We start from the raw sequence: 15894 nt of genomic DNA, 5'->3' as shown, positions 1-15894 counted from the left end.
CAAACGCCGCTCGCTCCGGTGGGCGCCGGTGTTCAGCGGTGGGGGCTGGTGTCGGGTCTTGGTTGGGTGTGCTCGGGGCGCTGCCAGGGTTTGCGCTCCACCACCACAGCTGGGATGGACAGGGAGGTGCGAAGTGCGGCTATGGCTTCACGGTAGCGCCTGCCCATAGTGCTGGTGGAACTGTCGTGTTCTTGTGCGATCTCCGCGAAAGTCTTGGGTGAGTCACCGTTCAGGCCGTGGTACTCCAGAACGGTGGCAAGGAGGTCCGGCCGGATCGTGTCGGCTTCGAGTGTGCGGATCTGGTGCAGCAGGTGCTGCTGTTCGGCCTGCTCGAGGTGGAGCAGCAGTGCCTGCTCGGGCCCGGGGGCGGCCTCCTGCAGGGGCCTGCCCAAGGTTTCTGTGGTGAACTCGACAGGGACGGGCCGGATGTCGAGCTCTTTCCTCGAGTCGGTGGATGCCCACCACGACGTGTTCCAGGCAAAGGTGAGCCACCTCGCACCCTTGCGGGGGTCCCACCTGGCCGCCGCCGATGCGATGTCGATGGCGGCGTTTTGCAGGGCGTCGGGGCGTTCAGTCCGGGGGATCCACCGGTTCGTTGACTCCATGGCAGGGATCATCGAGGCAATGAGTTGAGCTACAGCTGCCCGGCCGCCAGTGGCGAGGCGCTGTAGCTCATCATCTGACACATCACGGGTGAGGGTGCGGGCGGCTGGGTCCCCATCGAGGGCTGCCTGAGCGATGATGCCAGCGTCCCGTCTTTGGGCAAGCTCTACCTCGTCTTCCCGTGACAGCCATTTCACTGGTGCATCAGGAGCCGTCTTTCCCGACGATCGAGGAACACCCACAGGCGGATCCTCTGGCAGGCTCGCCAGCGCTTGTGACGCTGCGGGTGATGTGCCGGAAGCTGGGAGTGGGGCTGCGGCGGTGGTCGTTGGAGAGGGTGATGGGGGTGGTGTGCGGTTTTGGAAGGGTGGGCCGGATCGCTGATCTGTGAAGTGGTCGGCGACCCGTTCAAGGCGGGCAGCTGCTGCAAGTACCGTCGAGTTGCCTGTTCGGGATGCGTTGGTGGCGATGAGGCCAGCGATCACGTTGCCGCCGAAATCACTGCGAACGAGCGCCGCCAACTGGAGGCTGGGCGACGACTGATGGGTGAGGGTGCTGGCCAGGTCCGTGGCCGCAAGCGAGAGCAACCGAACGGGGGAGCGGTCCGCATCATGCGGAAGCGCAGCCACGCTCGCGGCGTACCAACGCTCAGCGGTACTCGACCACGCAGCAAGGCTGGTCTCGATGCCCTCCACCAGCCGGCCCACACTCCCTGGAACATCCGGATTGACCTCGACGTGAGCGAGGAGGTCGCGGCTCCGGCGCAGCAGAGCCCTTTGGGTGACAGCAATTCCGACCGCCACATGGACAGAAAGATCCGTGGCGCCCCGCCCAACCGCAGCCGTGGCCGCACGCCAGTTCTCCAACGCCGCACCCAACGACGCCACCGCCGGATCGGGAGGACAAGCCATCAAGTCACGCTCCACACCCGCGAGGAGCATCAACGGAAGCCCACGAGTATTCAGCGTCGCTGCGTGGGTAGCGAACCGCAAAGCCGTCCGCCCTTCAACACGAGCAGCATCACGATCATTTGCGGCCACGTCGGCGGTGGCAGCTGCCGTGAACGCCTCCACGACCGGACAGTGGCCCAGTGTCGTGGCTGGTCGTGATCGGATCAAGCCACCCAGAGCAGCAGCCGAACGCACGGACGGGTCGTCGATGCCAAGAGCGGCAAACGATCGGGAACACTGCACGGCTGCCTCCGCCCACTGGTCATGGGACAGGCCATCGGTGTTGAGGCTGCCGATCGAGGCAGCGATCGCCGCGGCGAACGGTGTGTCGGCCACAGTCATCGCCGTTGGCCCAGGACGTGCTTGAGGTCCGCGAGATCGATGATGAAATCCACAGCCTCGGGCGGAAGCGTGGCAAGGTCCCACTGGCATGTCTGGGCGGCTGCCTCCTCAAGGCAACCCGCGATGGTTTCCGGGTACACGCGGTCGGGGATCTGGATGAGCTCCTGTACGAGAGTCAGGCAGCGAAGCTGCAACGCGCTGACGGCTATGTGGAAGCCGACCTGGAGATCGTCACCCTGGGGACCCAACGTCAATTGGGCTGCCCGCAGCAGCGTCAAATACGTCTGCCCGACGGCGGTGGTGCTTGTCGTTGTCATGGTTGTTCCTTTTCAGTGATGGAGCATTTCTGTCTTCCTGATGCACTTTGTGTCGTGTCTCCAGCAACTCCTCGCTTACTCACAGCCACTGCTGGTGGGGACTTTCGCCCTTGGACAGTTGGCAGGGCCGTAGCGGACTCCTCGATGAGCGGTACACGGCCACGCCCGTGTCACACGAGATCCGCGTGCCGGGTGCGACCGCCGACGACCCTTCAGCTGGGTAATTGTTCCGGGCGCCATCGATCTTGGGTCTTCGCTGTGGCGGAGAGTCCTTTCGGTGATCTTCAAGAACATGCCCTCCAACGTCGAGGGATTCGCGTCTCCTGATCGGGTTCTCTCGGCATCGGTCGTCCGTTCTCTCAACCCAAGAGCGGAACGCTCTGGTACCCGAAGTAGGCCCGTCGAATTGTGGGCATAGCGCGAAGGGACCGCACCGACAGATTGGCCCGCAGCAACATGCCGCCATCCGACAGAGTGTGAGGGACGTGATCACACGCCAGCGGCGAACCCACCCCACCCTCGCGCCATCGAGCAAAAGGCACTCCCAGGCCGCGGCGACAATCAAGAGGTCAAGCGCAACGACGGTGACCTTGTCACCCCTGCGCTGGCCTGCGTGGTTCGGTTTGCTCACGCCGTCCTCGCAGTGGCCGACCATCACGGAGCCGAGAAGCCCTACGCGGCCTTTTGGACTGATCTCTTGGGCACCGGGTCTCTTGTGCGTCCTTGCTGAAGTGTGAGTACGCGCGGGTCTGTGTTGTGCTCCTCAGGCGGAAATCGTGAACTCGACCCACAGTGGGTAATGGTCCGAGATCCGCCACGACAAACTGCTGCGGGTCATGCCAGCGAAGACGTGCGTCACGAAATCGAAGGAGCCGGCCCGGCCGGTGTAGCTAAGCGAGGCCATCACCTCCGTGAGCGGGTGGTCGTCGTTGAGGGTCTTGAACCAGGCGATCTGGTCGTAGAAGTGCTCGCTCTTGTCGTTGTCGAAGATTGTCCGAGGCACAGTGTTCAACTCGGTCGGCGGCCACAGCCCGGTGGACACGAACGCCTCGTATAACGGGTTCCGGAGACGATCAAGGTTGAAGTCCCCCAGCACGAGGAGGTTGTGTTCCAATCTCCGCGCCGGTCGGCCCAGGCGCGCATCCAGTTCGCGAACGCAGTGATCTCCGGCAGCCGCTCAGCGGCGCTTGCGCCCCACGGCACGTGAACCGTTGTCAGGATGAACTCAACGCCACCACGGGAGAAGCTCGCCGCATACGGCGTCCGGGCGAACTGCTTCACCGGGTTCCCCGCCGAGGCAGGCACCACGATCTCTCGACCAGCCCGGATGGCTGGACCCGGGTGGTGTCGAACACGAACCCGAGCCGCTCACCATTGCGCCCTCATCACCCTCGGTGACATCCGAGGTGATGAACCTCCACGACCGGCCCAGCTGCTCGAGCAGGAACCGCAACGCGGCCGTGTCGCGCCTCACTTCCTGAATGGCCACCACATCGAAGTGGGAAATGAGCTCGGCGATCAACGCGACAGCGCGCCAGTCCCGCTTCGGCGAAGCCTCTGGGGAGGCATCCCAGCTCGCAGTCAGCCCGCCCAGAGCCCGGATATTCCAGCTCGCGACCAACAGATTCGTCGCAGTCTTCGGCGGCACGACGGCAGCAACGGCCGCACCCATCAGCTTGATCTCGGCCGCGACACCGGCCGACATACTCGCCATGACCACATCAAAACATGATTCACCGTCCCCGGAACCGGGACACACCAGAGTCTCCATCCAACCCAGGGCGGTTCATCTGCTTTCCGAATCCGATTACAGCGGTTCGTTTGGGCCCAGAATTTCGGATGACAAGGATGAGTATGTGGAACAGCCGTTCGGAGAAAGCCACGATATTCTCACGAGCCCAGAACCCGGCTGGTGGGGTAGGCCAGCCTGTCAGTAGGTCCGAGTCTGCCTTCGGGCCTGTCACGTGGATAGCCCCGGTGGGCGGCCCCATGGGTAGGTGTCAGCACGTCCAGAGGTCACCCACGCAACACGACTGTTCCCGAGTTCGAGATGACGACCAGGCTGACCGCTTCGAGAACCATTGATGTGGTGAATGTTCCGCAGCTTTTCTCTGCTCAACCGTTTGCAATCGCTTCGTGCTAAGGAGACGGCCCGCGCCTCTTTTGTTGGCTCGCACTGCGGCCATAATGGTCCTTGCCAGTTTGACATCATGGGGAAGTCGCAACTTGTCGGCCGACCTGCGACGCTTGGCTCCATGAGCAGGAACTCGCGAATCGCTGTTGCCCTCGACTCCGGGGTGGACGCTGACACGTTCGAGCGTTGCGCTGTAGCGCTCATGACGAATCACTTTGAGAACGTGGTACCTGTCGAGGGCGGCAGTGACGGGGGCCGCGATGCGACATTTACGAACCGATCGTGGGTGATAAAGAGTCCCGAGGCCGGATTCTCGTGACGACGGGCGACCTGCTGGACAACTTGAGAAGCAGCCACACGACGTGGCAGGGGTTTGGAAGACGGGAGAGCCTTTGAGAGTCGACCAGCTGGTGATGGTGACTTCGAGGCGCCTGTCCGACGCCAAGCGTCGCAACATTCTGAAGTACTGCCGCGAACACGAACTGCCGGTACCGACCTTCTACACACGACAGAGGCTAGTGGAGGCGCTCAGGCAGGACCCTGAATTGCGCACGGACCTAACAGGGTCAGAGGACGCCTCGAGTCCGTAACGACGCACCCGAGCGGAGCCTGGGAGGGTCAGGAACTCGTCGGGAGGGCGGGGGACGTTGAGCGTCTCCGCACAGCTGTGGCGCTTGCTAAGGACGTCTGCCTCATTGGGCTCCCAAGGGTTGGCAAGAGCCGAGTCGTGGCTGCGTTGCTCGTTGTGGCCGGGCTGCATCGGCAACACCTTCTGGGTGCGATTCAGCGACTGGATCTGGGACTTCTCATCGACGCGGAGCACGACAGCGTTCTCCGGCGGGTTCAGGTACAGGCCGAAGACGTCGGTGACATTGGCCACCAGTTCCGGGTCGGCGGAGAACTTGAACGTCTCCGCCTTCCACGGCGTGACCCCGTACTTCTTCCACGCCTTGGTAATCGTGGAATGATGCACCCCCAACCGGGGCGCCAAGAGCCGGCTCGACCAGTGCCTGACACCCAAACTCTTCGGCGGCGGCGTCATGCACCACACCGGCGAGTTTGCTGCCCCGGCAGTCTCCAGAGTCCACCCCAACATGATTTCGGACGGAACTCTGCTATCGACACGCACTCTCATCTGTGGAAAGCCCTGTAAGTACCGAGCTGTTTTTGGAACGCATTCTGCTGCATCGCTCACTCATCAAGGGCCAACTAGGGATCGGGATCCTGGACGCGGTCCTGCGGCTCTCCAGGACCCGGCTGCCTTCTTGGCATCGGATTGAGTCATGTTCAAACGTGAGCTACGGCATGCGAAGAACCGTACATTTGGGTGCTCGATTTCGGCGTCGGAAGGCGTAGCGATTGAGTTGGCTGGTCGAAGCTCAAGGCCCGAAGAAGAAGGCGGGTTGTGGTGCACATCGAACCGGGCGGGACCGCTAGTGTGAACTTATGCCCTCTCGTGATCCGTTCCGTAGTCCGGTTCGCATGATCGACGTAGCTCGTGAGGCGGGTGTCTCCAGAGCCACGGTTTCCCTCGTCATGCGGGAGAATCATCTGGCAGCGCCGCGCACACGGGAGCACGTTTTGGCTGTGGCCAAGCGTCTCGGCTATGTCTACGACCGCCGGGCAGCACAGCTGCGCTCAGGCCGTTCCAACGTCGTCGGCCTCATCATCACAGACAGTCGCAACCCCTTCTTCATGGAGTTCACCGATGCTCTCGAGGCCCAACTGGCCGCGTCCGAGAAGGTGCTGCTCGTCTCCTTCACACACGATGATTTGGACATCCAGAAGCGCATTATTCAACGCTTCATTGAAGACCGGGTGTCCGACGTCATCCTCGTGCCCGCGATCGGAACGACCCCAGAAGCGGTCAGCAAGCTGTGCGTCGGGGCCAACGTGGTCTTGGCCACACGTCGTCTGATCGGCGTGGACCTGCCTTACGTCGGTAGTGATGCCCAGTATGGCTCCCGAGCCGCGGCTGATCACCTCCTCTGGCACGGGTGTCGCCGGTTAGCCTATTTTGGTGGGCTCGGGGCATCGCCCACCAGGGCGGACCGATCAGTCGGATTCGCCAGTGCCGTAGCTGAGGCCGGGGGAGAACTTGTGGCCCCATGGAGCGTGGCAAGTGAACCTGACGCGGAACGTGTCTTCGAGCAGACGACCCGGCTTGTCCGCAGCGGAGACCTTCCGGACGGCATCGCCTGCAACAGTGATGCGATCGCCTTCGGTGTGATGCGCGCCCTGGCCGATCACGGCGTCGAGATCGGCAAGGAGGTGCGTGTCATCGGTTTCGATGATCTTGTCTATTCGAAACTCTGGCGTCCCTCGCTCACATCGATCCGTGTGGAACCCGACGCGTTGGGTGAGCTCGCGGCGGCGGCGATCTTGCGGGGTGAGCGTGAAGGAATTCTGCACCGCCCCGTGCTGATTTCGCGCGAGTCCTGCGGCTGCGGCTAACAATTCTTGGTTACCCCTTGACGAGACAGCTCTCTGAGCTTACGATTTAGATCGATCTAATTTTCTGAAAGGAAGTCATGGGCATTCAAAGAAGAAGCCTTTTCAAGGCCGGAGCGCTGGGGTTTGGTGGCCTCGCCACCGGAGCAGTCCTGAGCGGATGCGGCAACAACGAGGGATCCCTTGGAGACGACTCTCAACCCACCGCCACAGGCGCCAATGGTGCGGTGACGGCCATCACCGTCGCGACGGCCACCACCCCCTGGCTCGACGGTTACAAGGCCATCATTGCCGAGTACGAGAAGGCAACCGGGGTCAAAGTGACACTGCGTGACTTCCCGTTCGACGGCCTCCAGACCCAACAAGTCAACGCCATCCAGCAGCAGTCCAACGCGTTCGACGTGTTCCAGGTCAACGAGGGCTGGGTGGGCCAATTCTACAGCCAAGGATGGCTCAGACCACTCAAAGAGATCGACCCTGATTTCGCCTGGGACGACGGCATCGCCGACTTCGATGGCCTCTCACGCTGGGACGAGGAACGCCAAAGCACCAGTCCTGACGGCGAGGTCGTCGCGCTTCCATTGAACGGCAACATCCATGTCCTCGCCTACCGCAAGGACATCTACGACGAGCTGGGCCTGACCCCTCCCACCACATGGGACGAAGCCATCACCAACGGCAAGGCGGCCATGGAGGCCGGTCTCAGCAAGTACGGCTACGTCACCCGTGGGCAGGGCGCACCCGGTGGCAACTCCGTCACCTTTGACTTCTCCTGCGTCCTGCACAGCTACGGCGCCGAGTGGATCAACGACCCGGGCACTGACTGGACCTCCAGCATCGCCACGCCCGAAGGCGAAGCGGCCATGGCCAAGTACCTCGAACTCCTCGAGATCGGCCCCGCCAACCCACAAACCATCGACCAGGCGGCGGTGATCGCGGCCATACAGTCCGGCGATGCGCTGCAGGGCCACATGGTCGTCGCCGTGGCGCCCCAGTTCGAAGACCCCGACAAGTCCAATGTCGTGGGAAAGATAGGCTACGCCGAAGTCCCCGGCGGTCCGAAGGGGCCCCGTCCCATCAGTGGTGCATGGACCTTCGGTGTCCCCACCGGCCTTCCCGACGACCGTTCCAAGGCGGCATTGCACTTCATGCAGTGGATCACCAGCAAAGAGGCCCAGACTTCCTGGGCACAAAAGGGCGGCGTGATTACACGCGCCGACGTGCTTGATGCGATCGGTGACGACCAGCCCCAGCTTGCAGCGATGCGCGACTCGCTGCCGGACGTCCACCAAGGCATCCGGTACCCGTTCGGCCAAGCCGTGCTCCAGTCCACCGAGGTCAACCTCAACAAGATCGTGGCAGGGCAGTCCGGGATCACAGATGGGCTGAAGGCCATCTCCGATGACATCGACGCCGCCGTCTCCAAGGCTGGTCTCGGCAAGTGAGCGCGATCCGTCGACTGGGCGGATTCCGGTTCTGGTCCCTGATCCCCTTCGTGGTGGTCGCGGCTGTGTTCGGAATTTACCCATTCCTGCGTGTCGTCCAGATGGCGTTCGGGCACGTGAGCGTTCGTGGTGGAGGCATGACCTTCGAGTGGCGCGGACTGGAGAACTTCCATCGTGCGCTCGAGGATGATCTGTTTCACCACAGCCTCGCCATTAGCGGCATCTTCGTAGTAGCGACAACGGTGATCAGCCTCGTTCTCGGCACCGCCCTCGCGATCCTCACTGACCGTGCCACGAAGATGCAGAACGTGGCCCGTAACGTTCTCGTGTGGCCCGCCATCATCGCACCCGTCGTCGTCAGTGTCGTGTGGGTCCTCATCCTCAACCCGCAGATCGGTGTGCTCAACCAAGCGCTCTCGACTCTCGGACTGCCGGAACAGGGCTGGCTGGGCGACGGCGTCGGTGCGATGGCCGCGATCATCGCCGTAGACGTGTGGCACTGGACACCGATTGTCTACCTGCTGATCTATTCGGCTTTGAAAGGGATCGATTCCGAGGTACTTGAGGCCGCATCGGTCGACGGGGCCAACCGCTCACAGACCACCCGCCACGTGGTGATCCCCATGCTGCTCCCGGCCATTGCCGCTGCGGCTGTTCTACGAGTTGTGATGGGGGTGAAGGCCTTCGATGAGATGTACCTCCTCACTCGAGGTGGTCCCGGCGATTCCACCACCATTATCAGCTTGCTGATCCGAGGCATCGTCTTCGACGAGGTCGACCTGGGCTACGGCTCGGCGGTCAGCCTGGTCACCATCGGCATCGTCTTGGTCATGGCCGTGCTGATCTTTGCAGTCCGTCCCATCCTGAGGAGGCGGGCATGAAACGCACTTCCTGGTCCAGCGAGACTCTCCTTGTGATCAGTATGATCATCATCGCCGTCCCCGTGATCTGGCTTGTCATCACCTCGTTCAACGCACCGCGTGAAATCATCTCCCGCGGGTTCGAGTTCTCCATGAGCAACTACGTGCGCCTCTTCGAGGGGGACTCGGCGATCGGCGCCCAGATCGGCAACAGCCTGATCATCGCCGTCTCCACCACCGTGTTCACCATGGCCATCGCGGCACTCGCCGGCTACTCCCTGAGCAGCCTTGGCTGGTCGCGCACCACCACAGGCATCCTCCTCGGCATCAGCGCGCTCATCCAGCTGATCCCACCGATGACGCTGGTCCCTGGCCTCTACGTTGTTTTGCAGCAATTCGGAATCCTCAACTCCCTGCCAGGTTTGATCATCCTCAATGTGTTGTTCAACCTGCCGTTCGCCACCCTGATGTTGAAGGTGTACTTCGACGCCCTTCCCGACTCCATCCGGGAAGCGGGCCTCGTCGACGGCGCCTCCGAGCAGCGGGTCTTCTGGTCACTGGTGCTACCGCTGGTCAAGCCGGGGCTGGCAGCCGTCGGGATCTACGTGCTGATCATGGCGTGGAACGAGTTTCTGATGGGCCTCACCATGACCACGGGCGGAGACCAAGCGCCGATCACTGTGGGAATTGCCTCCCTTGTACAGCCACAGGCGATCACCTACGGACCCATGGCGGCGCTTGGTTCACTAACTGTGGTTCCGATCATCATCCTCGCCATCATCGCCAACAAGCAGATCGTCGCCGGCCTCACCGGCGGCGCAGTGAAGGGGTAAGCGTGACAACAACAGATCCGCGTCCGAACATAGTGCTGATCCACGGCCACGACATCGGTCGCTGGTTGTCCTGCTACGGCCTGCCCAACATCCCGACACCCAACCTAGACAAGTTCTCCCGGAAGTCCGTCGTCTTCGAGTCAGCCTTCGCCACTGCACCGCTGTGCACGCCCTCGCGAGGGTCGATGCTCACCGGCAGGCTCCCGCACGCCAACGGACTGAACGGTCTCGCCCATGACTCATGGCTGTACTTCGACGACGTGCGCACGCTGCCGGAGTATCTCCGGGAAATGGGTTACCACACCGCGCTCATCGGATTGCAGCACGAGCACCCGGACCCGTTGGTGCTTGGCTACGACCATGTCGGTGGCCTCGGCTTCCTGCCACGGACTGAGCCCGTGGTCGACGCCGCAATTGAATGGCTTTCATCGCGGGACGGCGATGGTCCGTACTTCTGCAACGTCGGCGTCTGGGAGGCCCACCGGCCATGGCCGGCCACGGACTACGCACCCGTCGACCCGGCAAGCGTTCACGTGCCGGCCTACTTGCCCGACAACGAGTACACCCGCGCCGACATTTCAGCGATGTATGGCTCGCTCTCGCAGTTCGACGATGGCATCGGCCGCCTACTCGAAACCATCGACGACGAGACCCTGGTGGTCATCACCACTGACCACGGCGTCCCCTTCCCCCGCGCCAAGAGCACCCTCTACGACTCGGGTGTCGGGGTGGCGCTCATCATCCGACCTCCGGCGAGCTGGGACATTAAACCCAGACGCGAGGACTCCGTCGTCAGTCACCTGGACTTCGTGCCGACGCTGGTCGAAATAGCAGGTGGGCAACCAGACGACGAGTGGGATGGCCAATCCCTCCTCAGCCTGCTGCGCGATGGTTCCATGGCCGGGGACCGCGAGCTGGTCCTGGAGAAGACCTACCACGACATCTACGACCCGATCCGCGCCATCCGCACGGGGAACCGCAAGTACATTCGCAACTTCATCGCCGGCCCGAAGTTGCCGTTGGCCAAGGATCTGGAGGATAGCCAGACGAGGCAGGGGATGGGTGATGCACATCTCGAACCCCGACCGGAGGAAGAACTCTACGATCTCTCAAACGATCCGGACGAGTTGACGAACCTAGTGGGTGAGTCTGAATGGAGCGGTGAAGTGGAGCGTTTTCGCTCAACCCTCCTGAATCGGATGCGTGAAAGCGGTGACGAGCTGCTGGATAACCCGATCGAGGCGATGCCGACGCCGTCGCGCCCCACGAGGAAGCGTCGATGACTCGCAAGTCTTCACTGCCCGGCTACTCCGGACTCGGGGCCTTCGTCGGAGACCTGCACAACCACTGCGGGATCAGTTACGGCCACGGTTCACTGGAGGACGCCCTGACCAACGCGAGGCTTCAACTCGACTTCGCCTCTGTCACCGGCCACGCGGCCTGGCCCGACATCCCCGACGAGGAGCGGCTCGCGGGCCTTCGCCAATACCACCTCGAGGGTTTCGCCAGGCTGCGCGGACAGTGGGAGACCGTCCTTGAGCGGACCGAGGCCGCCAACGTCGAGGGAAAGTTCGTCACATTCCCCTCGTTCGAGTGGCACTCGATGGAGTACGGCGACCACTGCATCTACGCCGAGGGCGGAAGTCTCCCGCTCCTGGACTCGCCGACGCTCGTCGCGCTCCGAGCCGACGTGAGGGCGCTAGTCGCACCTGGGCGTCGAATGATGATGGTGCCGCACCACGTGGGCTACCGGCGCGGCTTCCGTGGCGCCAACTGGGAGGCTTTCGATTCCGAGCTGACACCGATCGTCGAAATGGTCTCCATGCACGGCGCCGCCGAGACCGACGATGGACCTCGCCCCTACCTTCACACCATGGGCCCAGTCGACGGCGACTCCACGGTCTGGCGGGCATGGGAGCAGGGTCTGCGGTTCGGCGTCATCGGATCCACGGACCACCACAGCGCCCATCCGGGAAGCCACGGCTATGGCAGGGCGATGGTCTGGGCGTCGGGGCTGAGCCGGAGTGCGTTGTGGGACGGCATTGCTGCGCGCCAGACGTATGCGGTCACGGGGGACCCGATGGTCGTGGCAACCACCGTAGGGGGAGCCCCGATGGGTGGGGAAGCACGCGTGGAGGGCCCAGTTCCGATCACCTACGAGGTACGCGGACTGGACCGGCTCACTTCGGTCGAGGTACTTCGGAACAACGTCGTGATCCACCGCAGTTTCCCAGTGGAAGTATCCGCAGGCACTTGGTTGACGGGGGTCTCCTTCGGGTGGGGTGAGTCCGGTGTCCCAACAGATTGGACGGTCCGGGTCTCGATTGAGGGCGGATGTTTGGAGGCTGTCGAGCCCCGACTGCACGGACACGACATCGTCGATCCGACTGCTGCCTTGCCCGAGCGCTACGCCTTCTCTGCTTGGCGGCACGTCGATGACCACACTGTCGAACTGACGACGCGGACGCAGGGCAATCCCACGGTTCGCACGGATGCCACCCAGGGCATGAGCCTTCGTGTAACTGGAGACGAACGCACGGTGGTGGAGATCTCCGCGAACGGTCGAATTTTCCGGGCACCGCTTGGCCGGCTGAAGGAGGGCTCGGTCACCGGATATTTGGACGGCTTCGTCAGCGGAGCGGTCAAATTGCACCGGGCTGTGCGGGAGTCAGCGACGGTTTTGGTGGAGTCGATCGTCGACGACACTCCCCGCGAGAAGACCAGTTGGTACAGCGTGCGGGCCTCGCAGATCAACGACCAACATGCCTGGAGCAGCCCTACCTGGGTAGTCGCTGTGTGATGCCTGGCCGGACCAGCGCTGTTGGCGCGCAAGACAAGGAGCCCAGCCCTCGCTAGGGAGTCCCGCCCATCTTCTTCTGCATCCGTGTATTTGGCCTCCAAGCAATGGGACGAAGGAGACACCGTTGGTCATGGCCGGGAAGAAACGCATCGTCATTCGTGACCTCGCACAACATTTCAGTCTTCGAATTTTCAATTGCTGCGGTATCTGATGCTCGGTTCCCGACGACATGCGGCGCTCAATTAATTCATTTCCTTGGAAGGTGGCATCTGTGCAGCAGTTGACTGGTAGTTGCTTCATCGGTATCGATGTCGGCGGAACGAAGGTGCGAGCGATTGGACTCAACAGCTGCGGAGTAGCAATTGGTGACCTAACGGAGCCGACCCAGAAAGACATCTTGTCCCAGGTCAGCCGCATCGTCAACGAGCTGGGTCGGGGCGTGGTCGCAGGAATCGGGATCGGTGTGCCAGGGGCGGTGAACCCCACCACTGGTGTGGTCACCAAAGTACCGAACGTCCCTTCATTGGAAGGGGTTGCTCTCCGTGACGTTCTGAGCGTACGTTTTGGCGTGCCAGTGGTTGTAGAAAATGACGTGATCACGGCAGCCTTGGCAGAGCAGAGAATGGGCCAGCACGAAGCCGAAATGATCGCAGTCATCGCCGCGGGCACCGGTATCGGTCTGGGAATCGTCTATCGAGGTGAGCTCTTGCGCGGGGCACATGGCGCGGCCGGGGAGATTGCTGAACTTCCAATGGAGGGGGGAGGCGTGTTGGAAGATCGCGTCTCCATCGCGGGCCTGATGGCCAGCTACCGTGCTGCCGGAGGCCAACAACAACTATCCCCATTAGAACTCCTGCAGCAGGCACAGGTTGGCGTCCCAGCCGCAAAGATCGCGACTGACCGGTACACGTACTGGCTCGCACACGGAATCCGAACCGTGATTGCAACTATCGACCCAGGACGGGTGGTCCTTACAGGTGGACTCGGCAGCGCACCGGCTGTTCACACGGCCCTTCACAATCATCTCGATCACCTAGCCGACCTGGTGACGGTGAGTGTGCTCGGAGCCGACTCGCCGGCCCACGGTGCCACGTTGCTTGCCCAACACACCGGGGAATTTCAGTGATGCGCCTGCTGCATGAAGGGGTCACAACTGAGCTGCCCAACTGGTTGGGTGAAACCGCTGGTACGGGTACGTAGATACCGAGATGTTCACGCGCCTCGCAGGTCGCTCGCCTCCATATAGGCTGAGGGTTCAGTTCGGGGTGTACTTTCCATTGGGCGCTGAGTCGAGGAAAAGTAGTTGCACCCACAGTGGTTCGCTGATCGGGTTGGGTACAGCAGGCCCGGCGCAACTCAGACGAAGGTGGCTTCCCGCCGGCTGGATCACCCGGTGCCATTGTCTGGTGAGGGGGAAGCATCGCTCCTCGCTCGAGCTAGCCACCTGCCATATCGGAGAGCTTTCGAGCCAGCTCGGCGTCCCTATCAGCGGTCGCGTGTTGGTAGATCAACGCGGCACGCACGTCGGAATGCCCGAGGCGGTTCATCAGTTCAGCCAAGGTGGCGCCGGCTTGGGCTGCCATGGTGGCACCGGTGTGGCGAAGGTCGTGCCAGCGTAGGTCCGGCCTGCCCGCCACGGCCCGCGCCCGTCCAAACACCTTGTAGAGCGCGCCGTGTTTCATGTGTCCACCAGACTTGACTGCGGGAAAGAGCAGCCCGCTGGGGCCGTCAGCGGCCCACGTGTTCAGGTGGGCGTCAAGGATCGGCAATACGTGCGGAGGGACCGCCACATCGCGAACTCCGGCTTCACTCTTGGGTTCCTTCACCACCGACGTATCGGCGTTGGTCCAAACCACAGCCCGGGTGATGTGCAGCACTCCGGATATTGGTACGTTGTCGTCGCGGACGATGACGACGTCCTTGCGTCGAAGTTCCGTCAGCTCCCCGAAACGGGGTTGGCACCAGGCCGCCAGCAGCACCATTGCCTTATACCGGTCAGGCATGGCTGCTGCGATAGCGCTCAACTCGGCCAGCGTTGCGGGTTTAATCCTCGCCCGAGATGTTGTCGTGTCGGCACGTAGTGTCTTGGCCGTGAGTCGAGCCGGATTCACAGTCAGTAGTGGGGGAGCCTCGGTGTCTTCATCAGGCTTTGTGGCTGTGTCCAGAATTGCATGGAGTAGGTCGTAGGCCCGTCGTCGCGCCGTTGGGTATTTCGGGCCCTGAGCCTGCCACCACGCCTTGATGATCGACGGCGTGATCTGGTCCAGGTTCAACTCTGCGAATCGGGCAAGCCGGCCGTCAAGCATTTTCTGATACTCGGAGCGTGTCCGGGGTCCGACCTCTCGGTTAGAGAGCCACTCCGCCGCATAGTCGGGAAACCTCAGTTTTCCGGGTACAGGTGGGGGAGCGGGTCTCCAACGATGCTCCGTGATCGCGGCTTGTTGCATGGACAACCATGTTGTCGCGTCGCCCTTGGTTTCGAACGTCACCGGCGCGCGGTGCTCGGTAGCATCGGGACCGGTGTAGCGTGCTTGGAACCGGCCCGAGGGTAGTTGACGGACGCTCCCAAAGCCTCGCTTCGTTCCCCGGAAGTTGCCGCCCCCGCGCTTCGGTACTGGAAGGCGATCATCGAGGCTGACAGTGTTGCGCATGTTTCTCCTCCCCGTGCCAGATTCGTGCCAGATCCAGTGTACGCGCTGGTCCGATCCAGTCACGTCGGGTCTAATGATTGCCTCCTCTCGATAGGGTGAAGCTCCTAGTCAAAAGGCTGTTTGAGCTAGTCAAAGCAGGAATGCCAGTTCAGCCTGTTGACACTTTCAAATCCTGTCAGCCCGACAAGGTATTTTTCCTTGTCAATACCGCATTGTTCTACGTGAAACTGTCTCGTGCATGACTACCGCACAACTCGACTCTTTTTCGCTGTGTTCAGTGGGCTCGCACAATCGGCGTCACTTGGCCGGAGCCCGGCATGTTCGTGCTGCGCCGGGAAGCGCTTCACGATCGATACGTGAACAAAGATCGCATGACCAGACTGAATCGCACTGGGTTTGCTGGAGACCCGGACTATTTGATTCCGGCCAGCTGGTTGCTGGTGGTTTCGTCAGCATAGATCGTGTTCTCGTGCTCGACAGGTGGGACGTCTCCGAGGTAGCCGTGGAG

At 62.2% G+C, this 15894-nt stretch carries 12 protein-coding genes and 1 pseudogene; 7 read left to right on the top strand and 6 right to left on the bottom strand.

The features are described from left to right. Positions 1–32 precede the first annotated feature (32 nt). The 5 genes and pseudogenes from EAX62_RS15930 to EAX62_RS17240 form a co-directional block, all read right to left on the bottom strand. Complete coding sequence (locus EAX62_RS15930) at positions 33–1895, bottom strand: hypothetical protein (RefSeq protein ID WP_147454148.1); 1863 nt, start codon at positions 1893–1895, stop codon at positions 33–35. Next, the gene (locus EAX62_RS15925; RefSeq protein ID WP_121902728.1) at positions 1892–2212 is read right to left on the bottom strand and encodes a hypothetical protein; all 321 of its coding nucleotides are present in this window, start codon (positions 2210–2212) and stop codon (positions 1892–1894) included. The genes EAX62_RS15930 and EAX62_RS15925 overlap by 4 nt, the downstream gene beginning before the upstream one ends. A 763-nt stretch (positions 2213–2975) precedes the next feature. Continuing rightward, positions 2976–3326: an exonuclease/endonuclease/phosphatase family protein gene (locus EAX62_RS16980; protein ID WP_199711348.1), complete on the bottom strand. Its 351-nt coding sequence runs from the start codon at positions 3324–3326 to the stop codon at positions 2976–2978. 111 nt (positions 3327–3437) lie between these two features. After that, positions 3438–3926: an exonuclease/endonuclease/phosphatase family protein gene (locus tag EAX62_RS16975; RefSeq protein ID WP_199711347.1), complete on the bottom strand. Its 489-nt coding sequence runs from the start codon at positions 3924–3926 to the stop codon at positions 3438–3440. Positions 3927–5070: 1144 nt separating this feature from the next. Then, positions 5071–5388: pseudogene (locus EAX62_RS17240) on the bottom strand (IS630 family transposase); the annotation flags it as partial. Positions 5389–5792: 404 nt separating this feature from the next. On the opposite strand from EAX62_RS17240, the gene EAX62_RS15910 reads away from it, so the two are divergent. The 7 genes from EAX62_RS15910 to EAX62_RS15880 all read left to right on the top strand — a co-directional run bounded on the left by EAX62_RS15910 (position 5793) and on the right by EAX62_RS15880 (position 13861). Continuing rightward, positions 5793–6800, top strand: coding sequence for a substrate-binding domain-containing protein (locus EAX62_RS15910; protein ID WP_121902727.1), 1008 nt, complete (start codon positions 5793–5795; stop codon positions 6798–6800). 77 nt (positions 6801–6877) lie between these two features. Next, positions 6878–8242: an extracellular solute-binding protein gene (locus tag EAX62_RS15905; protein WP_121902726.1), complete on the top strand. Its 1365-nt coding sequence runs from the start codon at positions 6878–6880 to the stop codon at positions 8240–8242. Continuing rightward, positions 8239–9123: a carbohydrate ABC transporter permease gene (locus tag EAX62_RS15900; protein WP_121902725.1), complete on the top strand. Its 885-nt coding sequence runs from the start codon at positions 8239–8241 to the stop codon at positions 9121–9123. Before EAX62_RS15905 ends, EAX62_RS15900 begins: the two co-directional genes overlap by 4 nt. Continuing rightward, positions 9120–9935, top strand: a complete 816-nt coding sequence (locus EAX62_RS15895) for a carbohydrate ABC transporter permease (RefSeq protein ID WP_121902724.1) — start codon at positions 9120–9122, stop codon at positions 9933–9935. The genes EAX62_RS15900 and EAX62_RS15895 overlap by 4 nt, the downstream gene beginning before the upstream one ends. A 2-nt stretch (positions 9936–9937) precedes the next feature. Beyond that, a complete protein-coding gene (locus EAX62_RS15890) occupies positions 9938–11218 on the top strand; it encodes a sulfatase family protein (RefSeq protein WP_121902723.1) in 1281 nt (426 codons plus the stop codon). Next, positions 11215–12735: a PHP domain-containing protein gene (locus EAX62_RS15885; protein WP_121902722.1), complete on the top strand. Its 1521-nt coding sequence runs from the start codon at positions 11215–11217 to the stop codon at positions 12733–12735. Before EAX62_RS15890 ends, EAX62_RS15885 begins: the two co-directional genes overlap by 4 nt. A 271-nt stretch (positions 12736–13006) precedes the next feature. Further along, complete coding sequence (locus EAX62_RS15880) at positions 13007–13861, top strand: ROK family protein (protein WP_158600708.1); 855 nt, start codon at positions 13007–13009, stop codon at positions 13859–13861. Positions 13862–14171: 310 nt separating this feature from the next. Here the strand turns inward: EAX62_RS15880 and EAX62_RS15875 are convergent, their stop codons facing one another. Further along, a complete protein-coding gene (locus tag EAX62_RS15875) occupies positions 14172–15386 on the bottom strand; it encodes a tyrosine-type recombinase/integrase (protein WP_121902720.1) in 1215 nt (404 codons plus the stop codon). Positions 15387–15894: the final 508 nt, after the last annotated feature.

The sequence above is a fragment of the Tessaracoccus antarcticus genome, from assembly GCF_003688855.1.
GTDB lineage: Bacteria > Actinomycetota > Actinomycetes > Propionibacteriales > Propionibacteriaceae > Arachnia > Arachnia antarctica.
The sequence above is the reverse complement of the archived record's forward strand: the minus strand, read 5'-3'. Positions and strand labels throughout refer to the sequence as shown.

What these genes read in the sequence shown, in the direction of transcription:
- EAX62_RS15930 (WP_147454148.1), bottom strand. Translation starts at nt 1,895, where the DNA reads ATGACTGTGGCCGACACACCGTTCGCCGCGGCGATCGCTGCCTCGATC.
- EAX62_RS15925 (WP_121902728.1), bottom strand. Translation starts at nt 2,212, where the DNA reads ATGACAACGACAAGCACCACCGCCGTCGGGCAGACGTATTTGACGCTG.
- EAX62_RS16975 (WP_199711347.1), bottom strand. Translation starts at nt 3,926, where the DNA reads ATGGCGAGTATGTCGGCCGGTGTCGCGGCCGAGATCAAGCTGATGGGT.
- EAX62_RS15910 (WP_121902727.1), top strand. Translation starts at nt 5,793, where the DNA reads ATGCCCTCTCGTGATCCGTTCCGTAGTCCGGTTCGCATGATCGACGTA.
- EAX62_RS15905 (WP_121902726.1), top strand. Translation starts at nt 6,878, where the DNA reads ATGGGCATTCAAAGAAGAAGCCTTTTCAAGGCCGGAGCGCTGGGGTTT.
- EAX62_RS15895 (WP_121902724.1), top strand. Translation starts at nt 9,120, where the DNA reads ATGAAACGCACTTCCTGGTCCAGCGAGACTCTCCTTGTGATCAGTATG.
- EAX62_RS15885 (WP_121902722.1), top strand. Translation starts at nt 11,215, where the DNA reads ATGACTCGCAAGTCTTCACTGCCCGGCTACTCCGGACTCGGGGCCTTC.
- EAX62_RS15875 (WP_121902720.1), bottom strand. Translation starts at nt 15,386, where the DNA reads ATGCGCAACACTGTCAGCCTCGATGATCGCCTTCCAGTACCGAAGCGC.